The organism is Anaerolineae bacterium (genome assembly GCA_013178015.1).
Lineage (GTDB): Bacteria > Chloroflexota > Anaerolineae > DRVO01 > DRVO01 > Ch71.
Map to the genome: position 1 here is coordinate 1 of JABLXR010000041.1, position 26,109 is coordinate 26,109.

Consider the following 26,109-nt stretch of genomic DNA (forward strand, 5'->3'; position numbering starts at 1 on the left):
GCGGCGCTGGGCACGATGGTGTTCCTGGCAGGCGTCCTCTTCATGCCCGACACCAGAGGCCAGGCCCACGGCCTCAACTCGGCCCAGAGCCTGTCCGGCTACGGGACCATCATAAGACGCCCTCCGGTGCTCCTACTGGGAGCCCTGCGCTTCGTGCCCACCGCCTACTGGGGTACGGCGGCGCTGCTCTTACCCCTCCTCATATACCGTGTCTCCCATTCTCCCGCCATCGCCGCCTACTACGGTACCGTGAGCCTGCTCTTCGCCTCCGCCTGCCAGCTGGCAGTAGGAAGGCTGAGCGACCGCATGGACCGCACCCGTCTGGTAGTGGCCCTGAGCGCCCTGATCGTGCTGGCGTCGCTCGCTGCCTCCGCCGTCACCGATAGCCTGATCGGCCTCTACCTCACCGGAGTGCTGGGCGCCGGCTTCGCCTGGGCCCTATCGGTCCCCATCCCCGGCCTGATTAGCCAGGTCTCGCCCGCCGGTGAGCAGGGACGCACCCTCGGCTTCACTCACATCTGCTGGTACTCGGGGATGATCGCGGGCACTCAGCTGGCGGGGTGGCTGGTCCAGGTGAACAGCGGCCTCCCCTTTCTGGTGATCGGTTTGTTCAACCTGACCGGCGTGGCCTGCGCGCTCATTCTGGCCCGCCAGGCGAGTCCTCCGCCCGAGGCTGATCGGAGTCGGTAGGGAGGAGCACCTTGGCTCGCAGCCACTTCGATCTGGTGGCTCGGTTCTACGACCGCCTCCTGCCCTACTCCGGTCCCGAACCCCTCCTCAGGCTATTAGCGGTAAGGGACGGGCACCGGGTCTTGGACGTGGGCGGCGGCACTGGCCGGGTGATCGGCACCTTCGGGTGCCAGTGCCTCCTAGTGGTGCTAGACGCCTCCTGGGCCATGGCGCGAGAGGCTACCGCCAAGGAGCTGCCCGCGTGTGTCGGTTGGGCAGAAACGCTGCCGTTCGCCGATGAGACCTTCGACCGGCTGGTGATGGTGGACGTCTTCCATCACCTGGACGACCAGGCTACGGCCGCGCGGGAGGTTGTGCGCGTCCTGGCCCCGGGCGGCATCGCCGTGATCGAGGAGCCCGACATTCGCCTGCGCCCGGTGAAGGCCATAGCCTTGGCCGAGCGACTCCTTCTCATGCGGAGCCGCTTCTACTCCGTGGCGGATATGGTTGCCATCTTCCGCCGAGCAGGGGCCGACACAGTGGAGCGACGGGAGGATCCACCCAACGTACGGCTGGTGATACGCCGGGGCGGCGGGACGCAGGGGGGCTCCGCTTCTCCCTCCAGCGCCGGGCCGGCAAGCTAATCGGGAGGAAAGATGAGACATGACCTGCACCCCGATCCCTTCCGCACCATGGTAGCTTTGGGCGAGAGCCACGTGGCCGGTGCCTCCGCCTCCAGTGAGGAGCGTCGCTGGGTGAATGTGACGGCTCGGCTCCTCGGTGAGTTCCAGGGGACCCCGGTAGCGCTCCACAACAAGGGCATTGGCGCCAACGCTATCTCGCCCCGGAGCCCGGGGTACCCCACGTCCGCCAAGCCCAGCGCCCTGGAGCGCTACCGTCAGGACGTGATCCCTTTGGAGCCAGACCTCTTCATCCTCTCCTACGGCCTCAACGACATGCGAGCGGGCATGCCGCCGGAGGACTTCCGCCAGGACATGAAGCAGATCATTGAGGACGTGCGGCAGGCCTGCAATCCGGTCATGGTCCTGACCACCGTCTACTACATGACTGCCTACGACCTCTATCCCCCGTACGATGTAGGCAGCATCGCCGCCAGCGAAGTCTACAACCTGGTCATCCGCCAGCTTGCTCGGGAGCAGGGCTGCATCCTGGCCGATATCTGGGAGGCCGAAGGCAGGGCGGATTGGGCGATCCATCCGGACACCGTGCACGCCAATGATCTCGGCCATGCTCTGATCGGCCACCGGGTCTTCGAGGCCATCGCCACCCGCTGCAGCGGAGTGGCCAAGGCAGTGACGGAGAGCCTGGCGGAGGCGAGGCAAGAGGTGGAGCGGACCATGGAGCAGAGGCGGCAGCCGCAAGACTACGGACGGCGGTGAGGGACAGCAGCGCCGGCTCGCACCCCGAGCCCTACCGAGGAGGTTCCAGAGGGCAGCCCGCATCGCGCCCCACAGGAAGCCCCTAGCGGCCCTGCAGGTCCTCCAGTGTGAGCCCGAGTTGACGCAGGATGGTCGACAGAGTCCTCGGAGCGATCTCGCGGGTGTGATGGGGCACTACGCTGATCCCGCCAGTACTGGGGTTACGCCAGATCTCGTGGCTGCCGCCGGCCTGACGCACGAACTCACAACCCAAACGGCGGAGTCTCTTCGCTAACTCGCCGTAGCGCATCAGGCCGCGACGAGTACATAGAGACTGAACTCCTCCGACACAGGCTGGAGGCGGGCGGGAAGCGGCATGTCGAGCTGCCTGTACGCCTCAAGCAACTCCCGGGCGACGACCGGCGCCTGCCCATACACATCTTCCATCGTCTCACCTTCCACCAGGAAGCCCGGGAGAGCGTCGCTGGTAGCCAGGTAGCCTCCGGTCTCTGTGCGCTCGATTCGGATCGGGAGAGCGAACAGCGTGGACATCTACTGCCACCTCTGCACGTCATCCTACCTCAAAGCGAAGGTCCGCAGCAAGACCTCGCAAGAGCTCAGGATCGGGGGGACAAGTCTTCGCGCGCGACCCCGCTCTGGTGCTTCGCTGGGCTTAGGTCACTCTCTTGAGGCGTCCGCCTCCAGGCGCGGCGGCACCCTGGCGGGGAGGTTTGCTGCCAGGGCCCTTTCGCGCGTGGGCGCGCGAACTCCTCGAGGGGTGCCGAGCTTCGAACAGGGGAGAAGGCCAAGCTGGTGCCCTCGTTACGCTCCGGGAAGGCTCCCGGCTCACTGGGAGACTGCGCCAGCCTGCCGAAGCCGGATTGGCTTGCCGCAGCCCGGCGATTCATGCCCAGGCTGACGCGCGGGCGTGGCCAGCTCCCCCGATCTTGAACGCATTCACGACCTCGATGGCCCCGCGTCCCGATCAGCCGGCGGGCTTCGCCCTCTCGAGCCGTCTAATCACGGTGTAGCTCATGGCCGCCAGGGCCAGACCGATGATCACCGGTCGGTCGTACCCGTCTACCGAGAACATCTCCGCGAACCGAGCCGTGGAGGTGAAAAGGATCAGCGGCGGCAGGGCGAACAGGAGGCCTATCACCGCCGACGCCGGCACGGATGCTGGCGAGCGCAGTCCCACGAAGATGCTGAAAACCATGATGACCGCAGCGCCCCACCAGCCCAGCAGAAACACAGCCTGCGCGGCGCGGACGGAGACGTCTCCTTGCCGGTCGAGGACGAAGGCGACCGCGACGAACAGGGCAGTCAAAGCGAAGGGGAGGACGAGCAAGCCCCGCAGCACCGCAGACAGCTCCATGCGGGGGAACGCCCGGACGATGGCCGAGCGGTCCTGCACCAGCGCTCTCACCCCCGACCAGAGAAGGACCATCGCGATGAGGGCGTCTACGATGACGATGAGAAGGTTTCTGGAGATCATCATTCCTCCGTGGCCGTGGGCGGCCAGGGGTGCCGGCCCAGGAACGTTTGGGCTGGTGGCTGGCCGCCCTGCGGAGGCCTGGGTCCTGCGCCTACGGCAGGGCGGCCCCCCGTGCCGTCCCTACAACCAACCTGTCGTCCGTAGGGCCAGAACCACTAGCCACACCGTAGCTCTGTGCGCTTGTGCCTGCCTTGCCGCTCTACCGACCGATGGCGTCACCCAGTACTCTAAGGGTGTTCTCCCCCAGAATCCTACGGATGTCGGCTTCGCCGTATCCTCGCTCCAGCAGTCCAGCGGTGATGCGAGGCATGTGAGTGGCATCGGGCAGGAGGGTCCCCCCTCCATCAAAGTCCGACCCGATGCTCACTGACTCCACGCCGGCCACCCTAGCCACGTGATCCACGTGGTCCAAGAACCTTTCCAGGCTGGGGTTCCGCTTATCCACGAACATGGGCACGAAGCTCAGTCCTATTACCCCGCCATTGCGGGCCAGAGCCCGGAGCTGATCGTCGCTCAGGTTGCGCGGATGGTCGCAAAGGGCGCGAGCGTTGCCGTGGGAGAAGATCACCGGGCGCGTTGTCACCTCCAAGGCGCTGAAGAAAGCCGACGGGCTGACGTGAGCCAGGTCCACCAGCATCCCCAGCCGGTTCATCTCCTGCACCAGCGCCCGGCCGTAGTGAGTCAGCCCCACCCCGTCGCGCGCCTCCAGGTTGCCATCGGCGGCGGCACTGCTGACGTTGTGGGTTAGCCCGATGGACCGGACCCCGAGTTCGTACAGGGATCGGAGGACGTTCAGGCTGTGCTCGGTGCCGTCGGCGTGCTCGATGGCGAGCACAATAGCTGGTGTGCCCTGCTGCCGGGCGCGAAGGATGTCGTTAGCGCGGCGCACTATGGCGGCGGCAGCGCCGCTCTGCTCCAGGTCGCGGAAGAGGTAGCCGAAACCGTCCATGGCGTAGGCCAGGTGGTTGTGCCGCGCTAGCGTCACGTCAACGGCGAAGAAGCCCGCATCGATGCCACCCTGCAGCATCTTGGGGAAGTTGATCTGGATCGGTTCTGCCCCCTCTCGAGGGGATTCATGCCCGCGCAGAAAGGAGATAGTGCCAGAGAAGCGGCCCTCGACCCCCTGATCGCCCTGGGCCAGGCTCAGGTTGCCGCGCCGTATGTGAGCCACGATAGTGTCGTTGTGGGAATCCACCACCAGTGCGTCGCGATGCAGCTCCTCGTAGCTCATATGTGTCCCCTCCCGCTGCCGGTAGGCACGATGGCCGAGTGGCGGCTAGGCCGCATTATAGCAGGAGGCAACCCTCCCGGCTCGGCGCGGTAGCTCGGCCCGAGGTCAGCAGATGAGCTTCTGCAGCGCCAGTGGCGGTCACGCCGCCCCGAACGGACAGAGAGGCGGGGAGCCCTACCTGGGCTCCCCGTAAGCGTGGTATGAAGGGGGGAACAGGAGACAAGAGGCGGTGGAATGGGGGGATTCCACCCGATGGTTGTGTCCTCTCTCCCTCGATTCACCTTAGATTGTGGCAAAGCCGCATTAAAAGCCCATAAAGGCAACCTTAGAGGTACATTACAGAAGCAGGAACCCGACGGCCTCAACACTACCTATGAGCCCCCTCTCATTCCCTGAGCGGACGCACGCCCTCCAGCCACTCCTGAGGAACCAGGCAGATGAAGCGAAGGCTATCCTCGCCCGTATTGGTGAAGTGGTGGGCCTCGCCTCCAGGCACCAGTACCGTGCTACCCTCGGCAATGGGTCTTTCTCCTCCATCGCTGACTACCACACCGCGGCCCGCCAGGACGAACACCTCGTGCTCCCACCAGTGGCTGTGGTGGGGCGTGCTGGCGCCGGGCTCCACCTCGAAGACACGCAGGTTGAAGATGGGCGCCCCCTCACGCGGCCCGATCACCAACCGCATGGTCACTCCCTCAGCGGCCACCTCCGCCGGTACTTCGCTGTAGTGCCGAACCCGTACCATCTGCCTTCCTCTCCCCTCTCACCGATCTTCGCTCACACGCTCTCGCCGTCGGTCGGGCCCATGATGGGCAGACGCACTCTGAACGTGCTTCCGCGGTTGAGTTCGCTCTCTGCCTCAATGGTGCCGCCATGCATATCCACTATCGCTTTCGAGATGTACAGCCCCAGGCCGGTGCCGCTCACGCCTGACTCGGTCACGTTATGGCCACGGAAGAAGCGCTGGAAAAGGTGGGGCAAATCATCGGCCGGTATGCCCACTCCCGTATCGCTGACGGCGATCTCCAGAGTCTTGCCGTCCACTTGACGGGCGGAGACGACGATCTTGCCTCCCGGCGGGGTGAACTTGACCGCGTTGCTGAGCAGGTTGCTCACCACCTGCTCCAAGCGCCGCGGATCTCCCCTGATCTCGGGCAGAGGGGGCTCTTCCTCCACCACCAAGTCCACCACTAGCTCCTCCAGCACCGGCTGGATGCGAGCAACGGAACTGCGCAGCAGCTCCCCTGGCCGGACCAAAGCCATCTCCATGTCGAACCGGTTGCTCTCCAGCCGCGACACGTCCAGGAGGTCGTCTATCAACCACTCCAGTCGCTCTCCGCTCTCGAAAACGGTTCCCAGGAACTCCTTCTGTAGCGGGCTCAGCAGGCCGGCTCCCCCATCCAGGAGGAGTTCGGTGTAACCCTTGATGGACGCCAGAGGAGTGCGCAGTTCGTGGGACACGCTGGCGAGGAACTCGGACTTCATCTCCTCCAGGTGAGCTCGCTCCCGCTCCGCCGCCTTGATGTCGGTGATGTCCTGGTACACCGCCACCGCCCCGGTGATATAGCCCTCCCTGTCGAGGATGGGCGCCGAACTAGCCCGCAGGTCCCGCCTTCTGCCGTCTCCCCAAAGCAGAATCACCTCTTCGGCGGCACAGACTTCACCGTGCCGAGCGGACCGGGCCAGGGGCAGCTCATCAGGATGGTAGGGACGAAGGTCGCCGTGGCATACCCTGGCAGCATCGCTATCCGTTGGCTGTGCGCCTCCGACCAGAGGATGGGCGCGGAGCCCCTCGGCAGCCCGGTTGGCGAGCTGCACTCGCCCCTCCCGGTCGCACACCACTATGGCCTCGGGTGCGCTCTCGATCACCGCTCTCAGCCGAGCGCGCTCTTCCTCCAGCTCAGCCGCGCGTTGCTGGCTCTCCGCCGCCAGTTCCTCGATGCGCCCTCGGGCCCGGACGGACGCCGTCACGTCCAGCAGGCAGAGCACCAGCCCCACCACTTCCCCCTTCGAGTTCTTCACCGGCACCAGGGACCAGTCCCAGTACTCAGGCCCGAACTCCCTGGAACGGGGGAAGGTAAAGCCCCGCTCGTGGAAGCGAACCGGAAGGCCCGAGTCCCGACCCCACTCGAATACCCGCCGGACTTCGAGGTCCGGCAGCACGTCGAAGAAGCTGCGGCCGACCAGGCTCTCGGCGGTGGTGCCGAGGGCATCAGCAAAGTTGGCGTTGACCCTCACCAGCTCCAGGCGGCGGTTGAGGTAGGCCAGGTAGGTGTCGGTGTTATCCATGATGGCCCGGAGCACGTCGCGCTCATGCTCCAGACTGGCGGCCAGCTCCTCCACTCGTTGGCGAGCCCTCACCGACTCGGTGACTTCCCGTGCCACGATGAGAACGTCCCGGCCCCCGTCAGGAGACTCAGAGGGCATCACCGTCACCCACCAATAGGTCAGCCCCCGGGGAAGCCCATCCAGCCTAGCTTCCTCCTGCTGGCAGGGGACACCGGTGTCCCTCACGGTTCGTATGGCATGGGCCAGGCGGCTGGCCTCGCCGTCTGGCACCAGGTCGCTTATGGGCACTCCAGGTACCGCCAGCGATCGGTAAGGCTCACCCAGGAGCGCCAGGCCCCCCGAGTTGATCCACTTGAGTCGCAGGCTCTCGCCGTCCACCACGGCCATACCCACGGGGATGCTGTCCGTCACCGACTGCAGGAACCGGCGATGCCGAATCTCGGCCTGGTATAAGCGGGATCTCTCCAGCGCCAGGGAGATCAACGCGGACAGATGGGTGGCAAACTCCCGCTGAGCCCGGGTGAAAGCCGTGGGACGGCAGTAGCTGAATGACAGCACCCCCTTGACGCGGTGGTCGGTAAGGAGTGGCACGCCCAGACAAGCCTGGTACCCAGCCTCAAGCAGCCACGAGCCTGGGCTAACCTGGGAGCTGGCAATATCCTCGATCATCACCAAGCGTCGCCTCTGAGCCACCCGACCACAGAGAGGAAACTGCGCCTCCGAGCCACGCCGACCCACGAGGCCCGGCACATGGCCGGAGGCGTAGGCGATCACCCACTCGTCCTGCTCGCGCAGGATCACAGCCACGGCGTCGGCCTTCAGGGCTTGCAGGCATTCCTGCATCACTGCCGCCATCATCATGTCGAGGTCGAAGGTGGCACTCACAGCGGCGTCGACCCGGTCCAGGGCCTCACTCAAGCTCCTGGCCTCCTGCAGCCGCCCCTCCACCCGCCCCCGATGGATGGCGTTGGCCACAGCCTCACCCACCATGTGAAGGAAATGAGCCTCTCGGTCGAAAGCGGCAGCGCCGGGCCGGACCCAGTCGAACCCGATGAACCCCAGGAGCTCGCCTGAGGCAACCAGAGGTAGCACGACCACGCTCTCTATGCTCTGGGCCCGGAGAATCTCCCTTTCCGCCTCCGCCTCTGGAGGCAGGCTGCTCACGTCAGGAACCACGATCGGTTCGCCGCGTCGGAGGTGTGCCATCCACCAGGGGAAGTCGGCGCTCGAAAGAGCTTGCAGCCGAAGGATCTGCGGCTCCACTCCGGGAGCACACCACTCGTGGGTGTTGTCCATCCAGTCGGTGCCATCCCGGAACAGAAAGACGTAGCTGCGGTCGGCCCCACAGAACTGGCCCGCCAGGCGCAGAGCCTCGTCTATGCCCTCGCCCAAGGCCTCGTAAGGCAAGCGCACCAGGTCGGTACAGATGCGCCGCACCAGTCGCTCTGCCGCCAGGTCGTCGCCGCGGCGGCCCTGCCGCTCGATCTTGCTCTCCTGCACTCGCTCCTCCGCGTGGTGACCTAGGATGATACAGGTTACCCGTTCCGGGGAGTCGGGCGCGGCGCTAGCGCGTGCCCGCGATCAGAAGGGGCTTCTTGCCCCCTCTCGCAGTACCTGTGCCTTCCCCCTGCTCCCTGGCCGACAGACACCCGTCCCCTTTGACAGCCGGCCGTACGATGCTAATGTGGTGCCCATCCTTCAACATGATGGACTGGAGCGCGACATGCACGACCAACTACGCATTCTAGCGTTCGGTGCCCATCCCGACGACTGCGACACGCGTGTGGGCGGGCTGGCTATTATGTACGCCCAGATGGGGCACAAGGTCAAGCTCGTGTCCCTCACGAACGGCGATACCGGGCACTACTCCATGGGCGGCGGCCCCCTGGCGCGCCGTCGCTACGAAGAGGCCCAGTGCGCCGCCCGAGTGGCCGGCATCGAGTACCAGGTGGTCGACATCCACAACGGGCAACTCATGCCCACTCTGGAGAACCGCTGGCTGGTGGTGCGCATCATCAGGGAGTTCCGCCCCGACCTGGTCCTCACCAACCGGCCCAATGACTACCACCCCGACCATCGCTACGCCTCCCAACTGGTGTCGGATGCTTCTTACACCGTCACCATCCCCAACGTGCAGGCCCTCACTCCCCACCTCATGTACAACCCGGTGGTGGCCTACTGGGGAGACAGCTTTCGGCGTCCTTACCCCTTCACCCCGGATGTGGCTATCAGCATTGACGACGTCATCGAGACCAAGCTGGACATGATCCACTGCCACACTTCGCAGATGTACGAGTGGCTGCCCTACAACCAGAACAGGCTCGATGAAGTGCCAGAGGGAGAGGCCGAGCGCCGCGCCTGGATGGCCAAGAGACGACTAGAGGCTTTCGCCCACGAGGCCGACCGGGCCCGGGATCTGCTCAAGAAGCTCTACGGCGAGGAGAAGGGCTCGCAGGTGAAGTACGCCGAGGCCCTCGAGTTCGGCGAGTACGGCGGCAAGGTGGACGAGGCCACATTCAGGAGACTGTTCCCCTTCTTCTAGACAGGTTATAGGTTACAGGTTATAGGTTACAGGGAGCAAGGTGCGCAGCGAGAGCCGGCTGGCTGGCCAAGGTCTCCTTCCTATCCCCTACCCCCTGTAACCTGTAACCTATAACCTACCCAGGAGGTATCATGTCCGAACCGCTTCGCATCCTGGCTTTCGGTGCCCATCCCGACGACTGCGACATCAGCATCGGAGGGCTAGCGGTCAAGTACACCCGCCTGGGGCACAAGGTCAAGTTCGTGTCCGTGACCAACGGCAACACCGGCCACTTCTCCATGGGCGGGGGGCCACTGGCACGCCGTCGCTACGAAGAGGCCCAGCGCTCCGCCGCTATCGCCGGGGTGGAGTATCAGGTCCTGGACATAAACAACGGGCAACTGCTGCCCACGCTGGAGAACCGCTGGACCATTGTCCGCATCATCAGGGAGTATGAGCCCGATCTGATCATCACCAACCGGCCCAACGACTACCACCCCGACCATCGCTACGCCTCCCAACTGGTGTCGGACGCCTCTTACACCGTCACCATCCCTAACGTGCAGGCCCTCACACCTCACCTGATGTACAACCCCGCGGTGGCCTACTGGGCCGACAACTTCCGGCGTCCTTACCCGTTTACTCCCGACGTCGCCGTGAGCATAGACGATGTCATCGAGACCAAGGTGGACATGCTGGACTGCCACGTCTCCCAGTTCTACGAGTGGATGCCCTACAACCAGAACAAGCTGGACCAGGTGCCCCAAGACGAGGCCGAACGGAAGCGGTGGATGGCGGAACAGTGGCTGCCGCCCATGGCCCGGGACGCCGATCGCTTCCGCGATCTGCTCAAGAAGCTCTACGGCGAGGAGAAGGGCTCGCAGGTCAAGTACGCCGAGGCCCTCGAATTCGGGGAATACGGCGGCAAGGTGGACGAAGCCACGTTCAAGCGCCTCTTCCCCTTCTTCTAGACAGGGTTACAGGTTGCAGGGGATAGGTTACAGGGAGTAGGGTGCGCAGCGAGAGCCGGCTGGCGGGCCAAGGTCTCCTCCCTATTCCCTATAACCTATAACCTGTAACCTATAACCTGTAACCTGTAACCTGCTCTCAGCAGGAGGTGCGGGCCGATGGCGAAGCATGGTGGCGGGCACGAGGCTGCCGCTTACCGGCTCATGCTCTGGCAGTACCGGCTTCAGGACCTATTGCATCTGGATCCACCCGAGCCCCACCTGGCCCAGGCTCCCATCCGGCCGGGGATGACGGTGGTGGACTACGGCTGCGGCCCGGGCCGCTACGCCGTTCCCCTGGCGCAGCGGGTGGGGCCGTCCGGCAAGGTGTACGCGGTGGACATCCAGCCATTGGCCATCGAGGCGGTCAGGAAGAGGATCGCCCGAGCCGGGCTGGCCAACGTCGAGCCCATCCTGGTGGACTCCTACCGTACCCCCATCGCCGCCGACAGCGTGGATCTGGTGGTGCTGCTCGACACCTTCCACGCCATCGGCGACCGTCCGGCATTGCTGCAGGAGATCCACCGGCTGCTGAAGCCCGATGGCCTGCTCTTCATGGACCCCGGGCACATGCCCATGGCCGAGGCGAGGGAAGCCGTGGAGGGCAGCGGCCTCTTCCGGGTGAAGCAAACCGACGGCAAGCACATGCTGGTGGAGCCGATGCGCGGCAAGCGAGGAGTGAACCCTGACACGTGAGCAGTGATCCGTGAGCGGTGACACGTGATAGGCCACGGGCCAGGTGTCGTGAGTCACGCCTCACGGATCACGTGTCACTCCTCATCTCGAAGACCACCATGACGCTGGCGCTCACCGTGATCTGCCCCGGGGCCAGGCTTCCCATCACGTCCCCGCCCTCGCCCACCTGCTGGATCACGTTCTGGGCCATTGACGAGCCCCATCCGTACCCCCACCAGGAGCTGTAAGGAGACCACCAGCGGCTGTATTCCTCCCGGATTTCCTTGGGCTCGCCTACCCGCTGCCCCAGCTCGGCGCATAGGGCCTCCGCCTTCTCCCGAGCGGCATTCACTGCCAGGGCCCGGGCCTGATCCCGGTAACGACGCAGCTCGGTGGTGCGGAACTCGACCCCGTGCACGTGGGTGGCCCCCGCCTCCAGAGACTGGGAGAGGAAGCTCTCGAACAGCGCCAGGTCGCTCAGTGTCACCACCACGGTCTTGCGCACGAAGTACCCGATGAAGTCCACCTTCTCATAGCCATCGCGATACCGGGGTTCGATGTGTAGGAACTCGGTCTGGACGTGACGCGACTCAATGCCGCTGTCCTCGGCCAGCGCCAGCAGCCGCTGCACGATCTCATCGTTCTCGCTCTTGGCCCTCCCCAGGTTCTTGTCCCAGGTCTCCACCCCCAGCATCAACACTACTTCGTCAGGCACGACCCGAACCTCGGCGTCGCCAGTGACGGTCACCGTGCCGGGAGAGTCTGGTTGGGCCGCAGCCGGCAGCGCCCGCGGGGCGTAGCCGACGATGAGCAGGGCCGCGACCAGGATCATTGCTGCCACACTCGTCGCTCGTCTCACCTTCCTACCTCCGTATTGCCTCCCGCACGGGCCGCGGACCGGCGGGGAGCGCACAAGCGTATCAGCCCAGTCGGTAGAACTCCTCCCCGTTCTCCAGCATGATGGCCGAGGCGACCTCGCGGGCGGTGGCCTCGTCCATGTAGCCGGCCTCGATCTTCTCCTCCAGCACGCGGGCGATCCCAATCTTGGCCTGGAGGGAGTAGCCCACGTTGCACCAGGGCAGGCCCGTGTCGGCCCCATAAGCGAAGATCTTGTTGAAGGGCACTCCATCCAGCCATTCGGATAGGGCGCGGGCACACTCGGTGGGGTTCATGGCCCAGGCCCAACACATGTCGGCCCAGACATTGGGGTAGTTCTTGGCGATGGCTCCCAGCTCCGAGGCCCAGGGCCAGGAGGCATGGAAGAGGTCGAAGCGCACGTTGCGGTACTTGTCGAAGATGGGGATGAGATTGAGGGCCTTGGTCCCCGCCAGAGAGCCCCAGTTGCCTGCCAGGTAACCGGTGTGGATTTGCACCGGCAGGTCCTCGTCGGCCGCCCGCTGCACCAGCGCGTGGAACAGGAAGTCGCCCAAGGCCCGCCCCGCTGCTGCATCCAGGGCGCCTGTGTTCTGCTGTACGCCGTCCCAGAACGCCTTGCGGCTGCGGATACGGTTGAACGCGGCTTCGGCCTCCGCCCGGGTGGGGTCGAAGACGGTAAGGTCCCGACGATAGGCCATGCCGATCTTGAGTGCGGCCAGCTTGCCCGTGGCTCGGAAGCGGTCTATGGCCTCATTCACCCCGGAGACCAACTGCTCCAGGGTGTGGATGGACCGATCCAGGAAGCACTCCAGCGTGTCTATAGGCTGGGCATCCGTTATGTCTAGAAGGGCGTCGAAGCGAAAGGCGAAGCGGTAGGAGTCGGGGAACTGGCCTTCCTTCAAGGCATCCTTGGTATCGCACCGGAACTTCCCATCCTGGATGGTCCAGCGGTTGTGCGCCTTCTCGTGGACGAAGTAGTGGTACACCTCCTCCGCGGACCGGCCACGGATGGAGTCCTGCAGCGCCTCAGTGATGGCGTCGAAGTTCTCCGGCGCATACTCCAGCCCGAACAACTCCCGCGAGGTCAGCGTGACAGCCCGCCCGTAGCCGGTGACCCGCATCTTGGGCCAGAATCGCACCACCTCCTCGCGAGTCACGGGCCCGCGAACCGTCGCAGTCCCGGCGGCGGTGACCAGGTCGGCCGAGGCGTAGCCCAGAACGTGGCGGAAGTCGTACTGCTCTCGCTCGGCCTCGAACTCCCCGTAGGAGCGGTGATGGTCGTGATGGCAGAACAGGTCGTGGTTGAGGACGAACTCCCGGATGTTGGACATGCAGTTCCTCCTGTTGGTCCCTCAGTCTCACGCAAAGCGGCAAAGGCGCCAAGCCCATGCCTTGCTTCGCGTCCTTGCGTGAGGGTTCCCGCTAGGCTGATCACCAGGTTGCCCGCTCGGTCGGGCGTGAGCGCCAGGTCGCTGTACGGCCCGGGCGGGCTGCGCCAGATGAGGGTGTAGCCCCAGCCGTGCCAACGCCATACGGCCACGGTCCTCTCCTCGTCTGCTTCCTCCAGAACTACCAGCTCCTGAACGCCGTCGCCATCCAGGTCGCCCAGCTCCAGCTCCAGGATGGGATCGGCTACGGCGGACCCTCCCCAGACCACGCGGTAAGCCCCTCCGCGATAGCCCACGATGAAAGGATGGCTGCGGAGTTGCCCGTCGGCGTCGGGCTTCCATAGGGCCAGCACCATCTCCCCCCGCCCGTCGTCGTCAGGGTCTCCCAGGGCCAGGTCCACCACCTGCCACTCAGGCAGGCCCTCCCAGTCCGCGTACCCCTCGCCGCTCACCGTCACCCGCCCGTCCGCCAGCCGCACCCGCTCCGGCACGCCGTCCCCGGTGAGGTCCAGTCCGCCGGCGACGAAGGGGCCGCGCACCGGCGTCTGATCCACCTCCACCGGATGGCAGGCATAGCCCGGCCCTCGGAGGGGCGGCGGGCAGGCGAAGCCGAGGCGAGGAACGGGCGGTCGCACTCGCTCCAGTAAGGGGCTAGCCTCCTGCGGGCTCATCAGCCGGGGAGCCGACCCGGCCCACACCGGCAGCCCCTGCACCGCCCGCAGCCCGTCCCGGTCGAACAGGGCCCGGAGGGCCAGTCCTTGTCGGGTATCGCCCTGCTGCTGATCGAAGACGAAGTTGCCCAGGCTGTAGGCCACGAAGCTCTCGCCCTGGACCTCGGTCTCCTGGACTACGTGCGGATGGTGTCCCACCACCAGGTCCGCCCCCGCCTCCACCATGGCCCGGGCCAGACGGCGCTGGTAGGGGTCCGAGTGCACCTGGTATTCGTAGCCCCAGTGGACCGAGACGATCACGCCCTGGGCCTCCCGGCGGGCCACGCCGATGGCCGCCAGGGCCCGCGCCTGATCCCAGCCGGCTGTGGTCCATCCCGGCGTACCCGTCTCACCCGAGGGGAAGCCAGAGGCGTCGAAAGCGAGCACCGCCAGCCGGATGCCGTTGACCTCTCGGACCACAGGAGCGCAGGCAGTCTCGACGCTGGGCCCGGCACCGACGGCCGCCACCCCAGCCAGCCGCAGCCGGGCCACCGTTTCCACCAGACCCCGGGCCCCCCGGTCCAGGGCGTGGTTGTTGGCCAGGCCCAGGAGGTCGAAGCCGGCCTGGCGCAGAGCTACCGCCGCCCCGGGTGGCGCGGCCAGCGAGTGGGCGTCGGGCGGCGGTCGGTCTACGATCAGCGATTCTAGGTTCCCCAGGGTAAGGTCGGCGGCGCCGAGCCAGGGCAGTGCGGCAAGGGGATCGCTGACACCGGCACCACCCAAAGCGGGAGCCACGCCCCGCCCCAGCATGACGTCCCCCACGACCAGAACCGAGGCGACCGGTTCCCCGTCGGTCAGGGGAGGGCCGGAACGCCGATAGAGCCAGGGGTAGGCGTCCAGGTCGTCGTTCTGGGCGGCGGCGAGGACAGGCAGAACCACCAGCCCCAGACCGGCCAGAAGGAGCGCCACCCTGAGGAAGCGACGAAAGCGCTGTGCCGGTCGGGCGAAGGGACGGCCTAAGGGTAGTCTCCGCCCCGGCGGCCCCAATTGTCGCTGTGGACTTCGCTCATCACCAGCATCACCTTCATCGGGTCCACCCCGAGCACCCGGTGGAGCAACTGCGACACCTGGCGGGTGACGGCCTGCTTCACCTCCAGGGGAAACTCCCCGATGTAGCGCAGGTCCACTGCCGCAGCATCAGGCGCGGGCACGCCGGCGCGATAGAAGCCATCGGCCGAGGTGAAAGTGACCGCCAGGCCGGTCTCGGGCTTGTCCATGGTCTCGGCCAAGATGCGACCTAGGTCGGTCTTGATCTGCTCCTGCTCCGGCTGGGAGCAGGCTCTGCCGGTCACGATGTTGCACCAGGGCATGAAGGTCCTCCGGGGTTGCCTCTAGCGAGGGGATACGGCTGCATATAGCAGCACCTGTTGCACGTGTCAACGGAACGAGGGCTGGGCGGTGGCCACGCCCGGATGGCAGGCTGCACTTCCCCCTGCTCCAGGTCCTGGGCGAGAGTCAGTACCAGGGGCTGGTCCCGTGCCGACGTCCGGCCCACTGGAGGTGCGCGTCTCATTTGCGTGCCCAGTCTCGCGGCGTGATCCGGCGGGCCCACAGGTCGTCCTCCGTCTCCACCTCGAACATGCTGGGCAGCCAGTGGTGGAAGTTGTCGCCGGCCTGGCGCAGGTGTCGGTACAGCCGGGTCATCAGGTCGCGGCGGACGTCCCGGTAGGCGGGGTGATCGTACACGTTGTTGAGCTCGTAAGGATCGGCTACCAGGTCATAGAGCTCGTTGATGTCGGGCGGGTTCACCACCAGCTTGTGGGTCCGAGTGCGGATCATCCGCTGGGGGTAGGGGAAGTGGTGACCGTGGAACTCGGCGAAAGCGGCGTCCGGCCACTCCGCCTCGGGGTCACGCAGGAGGGGCATCAGGCTCCGAGCATCCAGGTCATCGGGCACCGGCACGCCGGCCACGTCCAGGAAGGTGGGCATGAGATCCATCAGGGTGACAGGGGCGTCGCAGACCGCGCCGGCCGGCGTCACGCCTGGCCAGCGGGCAATCAAGTTGATGCGGTAGGTGTCGTCGTACATCATGGGCCCCTTATCGGCCAGGCGATGGTTGCCCACGAACCCGCCGTGGTCGGCGGCGAAGAACACGGCTGTGTCCTGCGCCAGGCCTAGGGCTTCCAGTTCGCCCAAGATGCGGCCGATCTGCTCGTCTATCAAGGTGGTGTAGGCCCAGTAAGCGGCCACCACCCGCTGCCACACCGGCCAGGGGTAGGTATCCACGGCCCAGTGCTCGTTGTAGCGCCGGTGGACGGCGGGCTTGCCGGCGAACGTCTCGGCCATGGAGGGGTGACGCTCCACCAGACCGGGGTCATAGCGCTCCAGGACTTCCTGGGGCAGGAAGTAGGGCAGGTGCGGCCCGAAGAAGTGACAGCCTAGGAAGAAGGGGTCGCCGGTGCGGTCCCGCCGCTCGGCGTAGCGGCGCAGCGTCTCCACCGTTCGCTGCGCCAGGTAGTGATCGTAGGTAGCCTCCGCCGGGGCCTGGTGCACTCCCATCATGGGAAGGGAGGGCTTGCCGTTGGGAAAGGTGCCCCGCACCTCATCGCGGGTGGAGAAGCGGGGCAGGCCGCGCTCGTCCAGGTAGGCCAGGTAGTCGGGGTGCTCGTAGTCGGGGGCCCAGCCGGCGATGTGCTCGCCCTGGAAGCCATAGTACTCCGGCCCCCGCTCCACCCCCACGTGCCACTTGCCCACGTTGCCACAGACGTAGCCCGCCGGCCGGAGGTACGAAGGCAGCAGGCGGTTGTGCTCCGGAATCTCCCAGGGATAGCCCACGTTGCGCTCGAAGTTGGCCAGCAGGCCGTGGCGGAAGGGGGCATAACCAGTGAGCAGGGAGGCGCGGGCCGGGGTGCAGATGGACGTGTTGGTGATGGCCTGGGTGAAACGCACGCCGTGGCCCGCCAGCCAGTCCAAGTGAGGAGTCTGGCACACGGGAGCGCCGTAGCAGCTCAGCGTGTCCCAGCGGAGCTGGTCCATAGTCAGAAGAAGGATGTTGTGCCGTGCCACGACGCCTCCTACGTGGTCGGGTTAGCCACTCGATCAGGCCGGCAGAGGCACCGGCGTCCCCCGCGAGCGCATGAACACTTCCCACAGGCTGTCGCCCGTCCAGCGGACGGTGAAGGCGTCCACCCTCTCGCCTCCGCCCAGGACCTCCAGCGGGCCTGGCTCGCGCCGCTCGATCTCCAGCACCACCGGAGGCCGAGCCACCAGCGGTTCGATCTCGCTCGCCTTAGCCACCGCTTCCTGGATGCGCTGGCGGATGAGCGCGCGGGCATCCACCGGAGCCAGGTGGATGGCGCACAACTCGGAGAGGCCCTCCTTCACCGCCGCTGTGACCATGCCGGGCACCCACTGCTCAGCCTCGCGGCAGGCGTGCAGGTCGCCGGAAGTGAAGATCCAGGGGATTCCCAAGTCACCAACCAGGTAGGCGGCCAGCTCCATCTCCCCTACCTCCCGGCCGTTGACCCGGTAGGCCTTGATGGACTTGCTCATAGTGTGGCAGAGGTTGGCGTTGGGGGTGTCACTCATGGCGTGCATCCCCACCTGCACCAGGGCATCGCAGCGGCGGGAGAGCCCCACCATCCAGTGGGGGCGGTTCAGGCCCCGCACGATCTTGACGCCCGAGAGAAGCTCCTCGGGGAGGATGGTGCGGCCGGCGCCGTGGGCATCGTTGACGATGATCTCCTCTACCCCGGCGGCAAAGAGCCCTTCGCAGGCGGCGTTCACCTCGCCGGTGAGCAGCCGCTGCACCTCGGAGCGTTCGTAGACGCCCTTGGCTTCATTGGCGTAGTCGAAGTGGCGCGGGTCCCAGTTGTCCACCCCCGCCACCCCTTCCATGTCAGTGAACATGTAGACGGACTTGACTTGAGCCACGGTCCCCCCAGAATGGATCGATTGCAGAGAACGGCAACATGATAGCAGTGAGAGAGGCACTGGTCACCCGCTAGCCTCAATCAGTCGGGTCCCCGGGCCGGCCACACCCCATCCGGGCAGCACGACTACGAGGGCCGGGCCCCACTCCGCATGATCACAGAAAACCGGAATGAAAGGGCGAGGATTCACCAGATCGGGACGAAGGCGACGACATCAATCAGCATTGGTCTCGTCCGGCTCCATTCCCAACCCAGCCCTCGCCGGCAGCTGCACTGCAGCTATCCTCTGGGCCCGCTCCTGACGCAAGGCCATACAACGCCGATAAGCCGCTGATTCCCACTGATCCTTCTGCATTGTCTCTGTCTGATCAGCGTCGATCTGCGTAGTATCAGCGTCAATCAGCGTTCCATTCCCCGTTCACATGCCCAGCACCCCCCTGAGCGGCTCGATCTCCTCCAGGCTTGATACCATGATGTAGAGATACAGCCCCCGGCTGTCCAGGTAGTCCAGGAGCAGCCTGACCTCGTCGGGCGTGAAGGAGCCGCGGATCAGCAGCGGCTTCTCCGCCTGCTGTACCATGGCGTAGTAGGGGATCATCTCCTCCAGAGGCGGGCCGCTCACGTCGCGGTTGTACTCGTACGCGGCGATCTCGTCTACCTCCAGGATGGCGTCCAACACGAAGTTGGAGGTGGAGTGCAGGTGGATGAAGGCACACTCGTACCGCGAGGCCCACTCCCGATCCACCGGCTGGAGCAGTTCCCGGTACAGCTTGGGCGAGAAGAGGCCAGTGGCGTCCTCCTGCATCCTGACGATGGGTCCGGGAGCCCAGAGAGAGTACTGGGCGTCGAAGTACCCACCGTGCCAGGGGGGCGCGACATCCCACACAGCATCGCGAACGGTGCAGAAGGCCTCCATCATTTGGAAGAACAGCTTCTGCAGCCTATCCGGAGCATCGTAGAAGTCGTTGATCATGTTGTGGTGCCCCCGGAAGATGGCCGCTAGGTCCGAGGGTCCACTCATGGTGCCGTGGCTGATGGGGTAACGCCCGCCGGACGCCTCCACCAACACCCGCACGAAGTCCAGATGCTTGGCGAACCAGGGGTGGTTCGGATCCAGGTACAGATGATCCAACTCCTCCCAGGACAGGTTCAGGTCCGGCGCCAGGGTGCTCTCCTCCAGGATACGCAGGGGAGCCCCGAACATGGGTGGCAGCCACATCACCGCCTGGGAAGGACAGGCTCCCCGGATGATGTCGTCCTCGATCACCTCGCCCTCGGCCAGAAGCCTCTCCTGGTCCGCCACGAAGTCCTCCGGCCGGATCATATCCGGGGTGAGCCAGTGGTGACCCCTCCAGGCGCGAGAGGCGGCGAACTCGTGCATGGGGAACCAGGTCTTCAGGGAGAAGCCCACCAGGGGTCGATCCATCGCCTCGCGGGACCAGAAGCGCCGGTAGCCCTCGATCTTGGCCGGGTCATTGCCGAAAGGATACGCCATCTCGTTCCGCCTCCGTAGGGGCTTTCACCGCAGAGATCGCCGAGACCGCAGAGAAGAACAAGGAAGAGAAGCTGTCCTTTGCGCCTTGGCGTCTTTGCGTGAGGCCTTTCCATGATCGCCGCAGCCAGGGAGTCTCACCCAGCACATACCGTCGTGCTCACGTTGCCGCCCGCACCACCCAGGACGCGGACCTGGCACAAGACCTCGGCCCCCTCGGGGGCAGCGACGAACCATTCCAGAAGCCGGCTGCCGGTCACGCCCTCCAGGTGGCCCACATCGGCGTGGCCCCGGTTCGAAAGCAGTTGCACTCCCTCGTCCAAGTGCAGCTCCACCTGCACCGTCCGCAGCCGTCGCAGGGCCCTCCCCCGGTTGCTGACCTGGGTGGGAAGCTGCCCCCGGTTGGCCACCCGCGCCCGCACTCGGTACACGGGCCCACCCACCGGCTCGGTCCGCACCTCCTCCAGCCGCACCCACGGGTGCATGCCGGCATGCTCCAACGTGAAGCGATAGGTGGCTTCGGCGATGCGGGGCAGGTGCCTCAAGCTGGGGTTGTAGGTGTATGGTCGGACCAGCCCTCCCACCTCCACCGGCCCCAACTGTGGGTGGTCGAGCGGGCGCCAGGGCCGGAACAGGGGGTAGTCGGGAGCTTCGCGATCCCACCAGCGCATGACCCGCCGCATGTGGGCCTCGCTTTCCTCCTCGGTGCGGATGGCGAAGATCTCCTCAGTGGTGAGGCCGGCGCTATTGAGGATGGTGCCCAGCTCGAACTCGTAGACGAACAGGCCCAGGTGCTGATAGCCGAAGTTGTGGAAGTGCCCCCGCAGGTTGATGTCGCGCCCGCGCCGGGTGTGATACTCGACCACGGGCACCACGGGGAAGCCCGTCTCCCGCGCCCCGATCAGCGCCAGGTCCTCCATCACCTGGTCGTCCTCGGGGTCCAGGTCCGAGCGGGAGCCGGTGGAAGGCGGGCGCAGTACCGCTGCCGGCCCGGTGTGGTATCCGAGCACGCCGAATAGGTTGGGACGCGAGTGCATGAACTCCGCCAGAGCGCGCATCTCGGGCTCGCTGAAGGGGAAATCCCCCGCGCCCGGCTGCTCCGGCTCCGGCCGCCAGTCGTAGGACCAGTTCCGGTTCCAGTCGAACCCCCGCCCCTCGATCCGAATCTCGTCGCTCCCGTCCCACTGGTGGATGATGCCCTCGGGGAAGAGGCGGTAGTACGGTCCGGGAGACCGGGCCCGGCGGCGGACCATCAGCCGAGGGTCCTCCGGGTCGACGACGAAGCGACCGTCCGGGTGCTCCTGCCGCAGGGAGAGGATGTAACCGTCTCCGTCCACGTCCTCCTGGTAGAGCGTGTTGGGCTGGCGCTCTGAGCGGTCGGTGCGACTGCGGATCTGGCCGCCGGTAGTCACGGCGAACTCGGCCCCGTCCGGGTTGATGCGGGGCACGATGTAGAAGGCCACCCGCTCCAGCAGGTCCGACGTCGGATGGTCAACCAGCAGTCGCCTGGCGGTGTGGAGGGCAGTGTGGGTTCCGGCCAGTTCGGTAGCGTGAATGTTGCCGTGGATCAGGTAGGCGGGCTTGTCCTCGGGGACGCCGGTGGCGAAGTCGGTAATGGTGACCAGGTGCAGCTGCCTGCCTTCCCGGGACGTCCCCAGAGATGAGAGCTGGCACAATCCGGGCCTGGCCTCAGCCAGGGCTCTCAAGAAGTCGGTCAGCTCTGCGTAGGTGAAGAAGCGGTCGACGCTGAGCGGTGGCAGCGGTCCATTCGCGGACATGGGCTCCCCCCAGTGCGGTAGGAGTGCTGTGAAGGATAGCACGGTCGCGGTAGCGGGTGAAGCGCGCTCGCTACTCCAGGCCGTTCAGCCCTTCCCTGCGTCAAGCCAGGTCCGTGCTCACCAGAACACCATCAGGCAGTGCGTTCCTGCATGCTCGGCCTCCACGCATCATGAGGGCGCAGGCTCTCCGTCGGCCGAGTGCTCGCCTGCGTCTCCGCTCTCGATGGGCCCGCCGCCCAGGCAGCGGTCTCCCTGGTAGAGCACAGCGCTCTGCCCCGGCGTGATGTCGCGCAGGGGCCGATCAAGGGTGACGTGCACCCGATCGCCGTCTACCGTTATGCTCGCCGGCACGGGACTGGCGCGGTAGCGAATCTGCACTTCGGCGCGGAGGCAGTCGCTCTCCGGCCGGCCCTCGATCCAGTGCATGGGCGAGGCGGTCAGGTGGCTACGGCCCAACTCCGCAGCCGTCCCGACTACCACCGCATTCTCTGCCGGCCGCAGCTCCACCACGTAGAGCGGCTCAGGCGCGGCGATGCCGAGGCCGCGCCGCTGCCCGACGGTGTAGAATGCCAGCCCTCGGTGGGTACCCAATCGCCGCCCCTTCCGGTCCACAATGGGGCCAGGGCGAGCCGTTTCCGGTGCCCACCGGCTTAGGAAGCGACGGTAGTCGCCATCGGAGACGAAGCACAGGTCCTGACTCTCCGGTCGGTCGGCAACGCGGAGGCCACGCTCGGCCGCCAGTTGGCGGACCTCGGCCTTGGTCAGCTCCCCCAGGGGAAACAGGGCTCGCGCCAGCTGCTGTTGGTCCAGCGCGTGCAGCATGTAGGATTGATCTTTCTCCCGGTCCGCTCCGCGCCAGAGCTGAAAGAGCCCGGTTGCCGACCGGCGGACGCGGGCATAGTGTCCGGTAGCCAGTCTCTCGGCCCCTAGCATGAGGGCATAGTCCAGGAGAAAGCCGAAGCGCACCCGCCGATTGCATACCACGCAGGGGTTGGGGGTGCGCCCTCGGGAGTACTCCTCAATGAAGCAGTCCACCACCTCACGGCGGAACTGCCCCTCGGCGTTGATGAGGTAGAAGGGGATGCCCAGGTGGTGGGCCACCGCGCGCGCCTCTTCCACCGCCTCAGGGGTACAGCAGCGGTTTGTGCTCTCGACTCCCGGCTCGACCTCGGACCAGAGGCGGAGCATAAGGCCGATGACGTCGTATCCCTGCTCCACCAACAGAGCGGCGGCGGTGGAAGAATCCACCCCGCCGCTCATGGCTACTACCACTCGCTCGTTCACAACCGATCAGAACACGAGGCGGACCGCCAGCACATCAGCAGGTCATCCACGGCAACAATAGTGTCTCTGGCCACCAGACTGCTCCATCCACGAGTACCAAACGACCCAGGCCTGACACATCGCGTCCCGACTCGGGGAAATGCGCCCGGCTCCGCGTCTCCGCGTCCCCCTATCTCCCCGTCTCACCCTCTCTCCCCCGCACCGCACCCTCCAGCGCCTGATCCAGGTCCCAGAGAATGTCCTCGATATCCTCCAGCCCGACGCTCAGGCGGACGAAGCTGGGCGTAACCCCGGCCCGACGCATCTCCTCTTCGCTCAGTTGGCTGTGCGTGGTGCTAGCCGGGTGGATGGCCAGGCTCTTGGCGTCGCCCACGTTAGCCAGGTGGCTGAACAGCTTCAGCCCCTCGATGAACCGTCGGCCTGCCTCCATCCCGCCCACGATGTCGAACCCGATGATGGCACCCGGGCCCTTGGGCAGGTATCGCTCGGCTCGAGCGTGGTGAGGATGTTCGGGAAGCCCCGGATAGGCGACCGAGGAGACGGCGTCATGCGCGCTCAGAAACTCGGCCACTGCTTGGGCATTAGCCACGTGGCGGTCCATGCGCAGGCTCAGCGTCTCCACTCCCAGCAGCGTGACCCAGCTGTTGAAGGGGGACTGGCAGGCGCCAACGTCGCGCAGCATCTGCACTCTGGCCTTGGTGATGAAAGCCGTCTCGCCCACGTCAGCGTACACTAGCCCGTGGTAGCTGGGATCGGGCTCAGTGAAATCGGGGAACCGTCCGCTAGCCCAGTCGAAGTTGCCGCCGTCCACGATGATACCGCCGATGGTAGTGCCGTGCCCGCCGAGGAACTTGGTGGTGGAGTGAGTGACGATGTTGGCGCCCAGCTCCAAGGGCCGGCATAGGTAGGGAGTGGCGAAGGTGTTGTCAATTACCAGAGGGATTCGGTGCCGGGCAGCGATGTCCGCCACCTCCTCGAAGGGGAAGACGCTGATGTCGGGGTTGCCCAGCGTCTCGCCGTAGATGATCTTGGTGTTGGGGCGGATGGCGCGCTCGAAGGCCCCCGGATCATCGGGGTCCACCAGGGTGGCCTCGATGCCGAGGCGAGGGAAAGTGTAGAGCAGCTGACTGACCGTGCCGCCGTAGAGCTTGCAGCTGGAGACGATGTGGTCACCGGCGCGGCAGAGCGTCAGGATGGCCAGCGCCTGGGCGGCATGGCCACTGGCGGCCGCGAGGGCACCCACACCGCCCTCTAGGTCGGCGAGGCGCTGTTCCAGCACGTCAGTAGTGGGGTTCATGATGCGGGTGTAGATGTTGCCTGGCTCCTTCAGGGCGAAGAGGTCGGCCGCGTGCTGGGTGTCGCGGAACTGATAGCTGGTGGTCTGGTAGATGGGCACGGCGCGGCTGCCGGTGGTCGGTTCTGGCACCTGGCCGGCGTGCAATTGGCGGGTGTTAAAGCCGAAGCGACGTTCATCCACGGTCATGGGAATGTTGCCTCCAAAGATCTGTCGGGCTCAGGGGCCCAGAAGCGGTGTGCTAGTCCTCCAGCGTCGAGAGATCGCCTTCCGGTTGGCCCAGCGCTCGCGCCCTCAGCACTCGTCGCATGATCTTGCCGCTACGGGTCTTAGGGAGCGCATCAACGAACGTGAGAGCTTCGGGCCGAGCGATGGGACCTACCTCATGCCCCACGTGCTGGCGCAACTCCTCCATCAGCTTATCCGAGGCTTGATAGCCTTGGCGCAGCACGACGTACGTGTAGACAGCATTGCCCTTGACTTCGTGGGGCACGCCAATGGCGGCAGCCTCGGCTACGGCAGGGTGGCTCACCAGCGCGCTCTCGATCTCGGCGGTGCCCAAGCGGTAGCCCGATACCTTGAGCACGTCATCCACCCGGCCGATGATCCAGAAGTAGCCGTCCGCATCTCTCCTGGCTGAATCGCCGGTCATGTAGACACCGGGAAAGCGGCTCCAGTACTGAGACACGTACTCGTCGGGGTTGCCGTAGATGGTGCGAAGCATGGCCGGCCAGGGATTCCTGATAACCAAGTACCCCTCCTCCATCGGCGGCACCGGGTTGCCCTCCTCGTCCACCACGTCGGCCTGAATGCCGGGGAAGGGGAACGTGGCCGAGCCCGGCTTCAGGGGCAGGCACGGTAATGGGGTGATCATGAACATCCCCGTCTCCGTCTGCCACCAGGTATCCATGATGGGACAGCGCTCCTTCCCGATGACCCTGTAGTACCAACGCCAAGCCTCTGGGTTGATGGGCTCGCCCACCGAACCCAGCAAGCGCAGGCTCGACAAGTCGTGGCGGTTGGGCCAGGCCTCGCCGAAGCGCATCAGCCCACGTATGGCCGTCGGGGCAGTGTAGAGAATGGTGATGCCGTACTTCTCTACCATCTGCCACCAGCGGTTGGGGAAGGGGTGGGTGGGCGCGCCCTCGTACATGAAGCTCGTCGTGCCCAGCAGAAGCGGCCCATACACGATGTAGCTGTGGCCCGTGACCCAGCCCGGGTCCGCCGCACACCACCAGCGATCGCCGTCCTGAATGTCGAAGACGTACTTCAGGGTGGTGTACACACCGACCATGTAGCCACCGTGGGTGTGGAGGATGGCCTTGGGCTTGCCCGTAGTGCCGGAGGTGTACAGGATGTACAGCGGCTCCTCCGCATCCATTACCTCCGTCTCGCATTTGCTGTTGGCGATGGGCAAGTTCATGAGGTCGTGGTACCACAAGTCCCGGCCCGGTTCCATGTTGACTTCGAGGCCTGTCCGCCGGACCACGATGACGTGCTCCACAGTGGCACAGCGGTTCAGGGCCTCGTCCATGATTTGCTTCAGCTGGACGACCTTGCCTCGCATGTAGCCGCCATCGCAGGTGACGGCCACCCTCGACTGCGAGTCCTCGATCCGCTCTGCCAGAGCCTCGACCGAGAAGCCGCCATAGACGACGGAGTGGATGGCGCCTATCTTGGCGCAGGCGAGCATGGCGATCACCTGCTCCGGCACGCGGCCCATGTAGATGGTGACCCGATCGCCCTTTCTCACTCCCATGCTCTTGAGGACGTTGGCGAACCGGTTCACTTCGCGGTTGAGTTCGTAGTAGGCGAAGGTGCGCGTCTCGCCGTTCTCTCCCTCCCAGATGAGAGCCAGTACATTCTTGCGATATGTGTTCATGTGCCGGTCGAGACAATTGTGAACTATGTTCACCTTTGCACCGACGAACCACTTGTAGAAGGGCCTGTCAGACTCGTCCAGGACCCTCTCCCAGGGAGAGTACCACTCGAGTTCCTCCGCTCGCTCCTCCCAGAAAGCGATAGGGTCGCCATTGGCCCACCTGGCCAGTTCCTGCCAGTCTCTGACGTGCGCTCTCTCGACTACTTCGGGTGGTGGTGTGTACACTCCGCTCTCGACCTCGCCGCTTTCGGTCTCCCGCATGGCAGA

Annotated in this window: 22 protein-coding genes; 6 read left to right on the plus strand and 16 right to left on the minus strand. The window is 65.7% G+C overall.

Annotated features, from left to right (window positions below; all coding sequences use genetic code 11):
* From HPY83_14970 to HPY83_14980, 3 genes are all read left to right on the plus strand, one after another.
* Positions 1-690 (plus strand): MFS transporter (locus HPY83_14970; protein ID NPV09246.1); only part of this gene is annotated, 690 nt, incomplete at its 5' end.
* An 11-nt stretch (positions 691-701) separates the two neighbouring features.
* Entirely contained in the window at positions 702-1,313 is a 612-nt protein-coding gene (locus tag HPY83_14975; protein NPV09247.1) for a class I SAM-dependent methyltransferase, read from the plus strand.
* Between the two features lie 12 nt (positions 1,314-1,325).
* On the plus strand, positions 1,326-2,069 hold the full coding sequence (locus tag HPY83_14980) for an SGNH/GDSL hydrolase family protein (protein ID NPV09248.1): 744 nt from the start codon (positions 1,326-1,328) through the stop codon (positions 2,067-2,069).
* Between the two features lie 82 nt (positions 2,070-2,151).
* On the opposite strand, the gene HPY83_14985 is transcribed toward HPY83_14980, so the two are convergent.
* The 6 genes from HPY83_14985 to HPY83_15010 form a co-directional block, all read right to left on the minus strand.
* Entirely contained in the window at positions 2,152-2,358 is a 207-nt protein-coding gene (locus HPY83_14985) for a type II toxin-antitoxin system HicA family toxin (protein NPV09249.1), read from the minus strand.
* Positions 2,358-2,600 carry a type II toxin-antitoxin system HicB family antitoxin gene (locus HPY83_14990; GenBank protein ID NPV09250.1) on the minus strand — a complete coding sequence of 81 codons (243 nt, stop codon included), beginning with the start codon at positions 2,598-2,600 and terminating at the stop codon, positions 2,358-2,360. Before HPY83_14990 ends, HPY83_14985 begins: the two co-directional genes overlap by 1 nt.
* Positions 2,601-3,033: 433 nt before the next feature.
* Positions 3,034-3,543 carry a hypothetical protein gene (locus HPY83_14995; GenBank protein NPV09251.1) on the minus strand — a complete coding sequence of 170 codons (510 nt, stop codon included), beginning with the start codon at positions 3,541-3,543 and terminating at the stop codon, positions 3,034-3,036.
* A 199-nt stretch (positions 3,544-3,742) separates the two neighbouring features.
* The gene (locus tag HPY83_15000; protein ID NPV09252.1) at positions 3,743-4,774 is read right to left on the minus strand and encodes a membrane dipeptidase; all 1,032 of its coding nucleotides are present in this window, start codon (positions 4,772-4,774) and stop codon (positions 3,743-3,745) included.
* Between the two features lie 385 nt (positions 4,775-5,159).
* Positions 5,160-5,519, minus strand: coding sequence for a cupin domain-containing protein (locus HPY83_15005; protein ID NPV09253.1), 360 nt, complete (start codon positions 5,517-5,519; stop codon positions 5,160-5,162).
* A 32-nt stretch (positions 5,520-5,551) separates the two neighbouring features.
* Positions 5,552-8,563 (minus strand): PAS domain-containing protein, encoded by a 3,012-nt coding sequence (locus HPY83_15010; protein ID NPV09254.1) that lies wholly within the window; start codon positions 8,561-8,563, stop codon positions 5,552-5,554.
* 223 nt (positions 8,564-8,786) lie between these two features.
* Between HPY83_15010 and HPY83_15015 the strand changes: the two genes are divergently transcribed.
* The 3 genes from HPY83_15015 to HPY83_15025 all read left to right on the plus strand — a co-directional run bounded on the left by HPY83_15015 (position 8,787) and on the right by HPY83_15025 (position 11,287).
* Positions 8,787-9,605: a PIG-L family deacetylase gene (locus HPY83_15015; GenBank protein NPV09255.1), complete on the plus strand. Its 819-nt coding sequence runs from the start codon at positions 8,787-8,789 to the stop codon at positions 9,603-9,605.
* Positions 9,606-9,733: 128 nt separating this feature from the next.
* Positions 9,734-10,555, plus strand: coding sequence for a PIG-L family deacetylase (locus tag HPY83_15020; protein NPV09256.1), 822 nt, complete (start codon positions 9,734-9,736; stop codon positions 10,553-10,555).
* Between the two features lie 156 nt (positions 10,556-10,711).
* The gene (locus HPY83_15025) at positions 10,712-11,287 is read left to right on the plus strand and encodes a class I SAM-dependent methyltransferase (protein NPV09257.1); all 576 of its coding nucleotides are present in this window, start codon (positions 10,712-10,714) and stop codon (positions 11,285-11,287) included.
* Positions 11,288-11,354: 67 nt separating this feature from the next.
* On the opposite strand, the gene HPY83_15030 is transcribed toward HPY83_15025, so the two are convergent.
* The 10 genes from HPY83_15030 to acs form a co-directional block, all read right to left on the minus strand.
* Complete coding sequence (locus HPY83_15030; GenBank protein NPV09258.1) at positions 11,355-12,125, minus strand: SIMPL domain-containing protein; 771 nt, start codon at positions 12,123-12,125, stop codon at positions 11,355-11,357.
* A 1,170-nt stretch (positions 12,126-13,295) separates the two neighbouring features.
* A complete protein-coding gene (locus HPY83_15035; GenBank protein NPV09259.1) occupies positions 13,296-15,149 on the minus strand; it encodes a CapA family protein in 1,854 nt (617 codons plus the stop codon).
* Positions 15,150-15,196: 47 nt separating this feature from the next.
* Positions 15,197-15,550, minus strand: a complete 354-nt coding sequence (locus HPY83_15040) for a hypothetical protein (protein NPV09260.1) — start codon at positions 15,548-15,550, stop codon at positions 15,197-15,199.
* A gap of 199 nt (positions 15,551-15,749) precedes the next feature.
* Positions 15,750-17,246, minus strand: a complete 1,497-nt coding sequence (locus HPY83_15045) for a sulfatase-like hydrolase/transferase (GenBank protein ID NPV09261.1) — start codon at positions 17,244-17,246, stop codon at positions 15,750-15,752.
* A 33-nt stretch (positions 17,247-17,279) separates the two neighbouring features.
* Positions 17,280-18,113: a M55 family metallopeptidase gene (locus tag HPY83_15050; GenBank protein NPV09262.1), complete on the minus strand. Its 834-nt coding sequence runs from the start codon at positions 18,111-18,113 to the stop codon at positions 17,280-17,282.
* Between the two features lie 417 nt (positions 18,114-18,530).
* Positions 18,531-19,607, minus strand: coding sequence for a hypothetical protein (locus HPY83_15055; protein NPV09263.1), 1,077 nt, complete (start codon positions 19,605-19,607; stop codon positions 18,531-18,533).
* Between the two features lie 134 nt (positions 19,608-19,741).
* Positions 19,742-21,382, minus strand: coding sequence for a hypothetical protein (locus HPY83_15060; GenBank protein ID NPV09264.1), 1,641 nt, complete (start codon positions 21,380-21,382; stop codon positions 19,742-19,744).
* 168 nt (positions 21,383-21,550) lie between these two features.
* Positions 21,551-22,642 (minus strand): tRNA 2-thiouridine(34) synthase MnmA, encoded by a 1,092-nt coding sequence (gene mnmA, locus HPY83_15065; GenBank protein ID NPV09265.1) that lies wholly within the window; start codon positions 22,640-22,642, stop codon positions 21,551-21,553.
* 193 nt (positions 22,643-22,835) lie between these two features.
* Complete coding sequence (locus HPY83_15070) at positions 22,836-24,149, minus strand: O-acetylhomoserine aminocarboxypropyltransferase/cysteine synthase (protein ID NPV09266.1); 1,314 nt, start codon at positions 24,147-24,149, stop codon at positions 22,836-22,838.
* A 52-nt stretch (positions 24,150-24,201) separates the two neighbouring features.
* Complete coding sequence (gene acs / locus HPY83_15075; protein ID NPV09267.1) at positions 24,202-26,103, minus strand: acetate--CoA ligase; 1,902 nt, start codon at positions 26,101-26,103, stop codon at positions 24,202-24,204.
* Positions 26,104-26,109: the final 6 nt, after the last annotated feature.

Coding starts and splice junctions, on each gene's coding strand:
- HPY83_14980 (NPV09248.1), top strand. CDS start 1,326: ATGAGACATGACCTGCACCCCGATCCCTTCCGCACCATGGTAGCTTTG.
- HPY83_14985 (NPV09249.1), bottom strand. CDS start 2,358: ATGCGCTACGGCGAGTTAGCGAAGAGACTCCGCCGTTTGGGTTGTGAG.
- HPY83_14990 (NPV09250.1), bottom strand. CDS start 2,600: ATGTCCACGCTGTTCGCTCTCCCGATCCGAATCGAGCGCACAGAGACC.
- HPY83_14995 (NPV09251.1), bottom strand. CDS start 3,543: ATGATCTCCAGAAACCTTCTCATCGTCATCGTAGACGCCCTCATCGCG.
- HPY83_15000 (NPV09252.1), bottom strand. CDS start 4,774: ATGAGCTACGAGGAGCTGCATCGCGACGCACTGGTGGTGGATTCCCAC.
- HPY83_15005 (NPV09253.1), bottom strand. CDS start 5,519: ATGGTACGGGTTCGGCACTACAGCGAAGTACCGGCGGAGGTGGCCGCT.
- HPY83_15015 (NPV09255.1), top strand. CDS start 8,787: ATGCACGACCAACTACGCATTCTAGCGTTCGGTGCCCATCCCGACGAC.
- HPY83_15025 (NPV09257.1), top strand. CDS start 10,712: ATGGCGAAGCATGGTGGCGGGCACGAGGCTGCCGCTTACCGGCTCATG.
- HPY83_15040 (NPV09260.1), bottom strand. CDS start 15,550: ATGCCCTGGTGCAACATCGTGACCGGCAGAGCCTGCTCCCAGCCGGAG.
- HPY83_15055 (NPV09263.1), bottom strand. CDS start 19,607: ATGGCGTATCCTTTCGGCAATGACCCGGCCAAGATCGAGGGCTACCGG.
- HPY83_15060 (NPV09264.1), bottom strand. CDS start 21,382: ATGTCCGCGAATGGACCGCTGCCACCGCTCAGCGTCGACCGCTTCTTC.
- mnmA (NPV09265.1), bottom strand. CDS start 22,642: ATGAGCGGCGGGGTGGATTCTTCCACCGCCGCCGCTCTGTTGGTGGAG.
- HPY83_15070 (NPV09266.1), bottom strand. CDS start 24,149: ATGACCGTGGATGAACGTCGCTTCGGCTTTAACACCCGCCAATTGCAC.
- acs (NPV09267.1), bottom strand. CDS start 26,103: ATGCGGGAGACCGAAAGCGGCGAGGTCGAGAGCGGAGTGTACACACCA.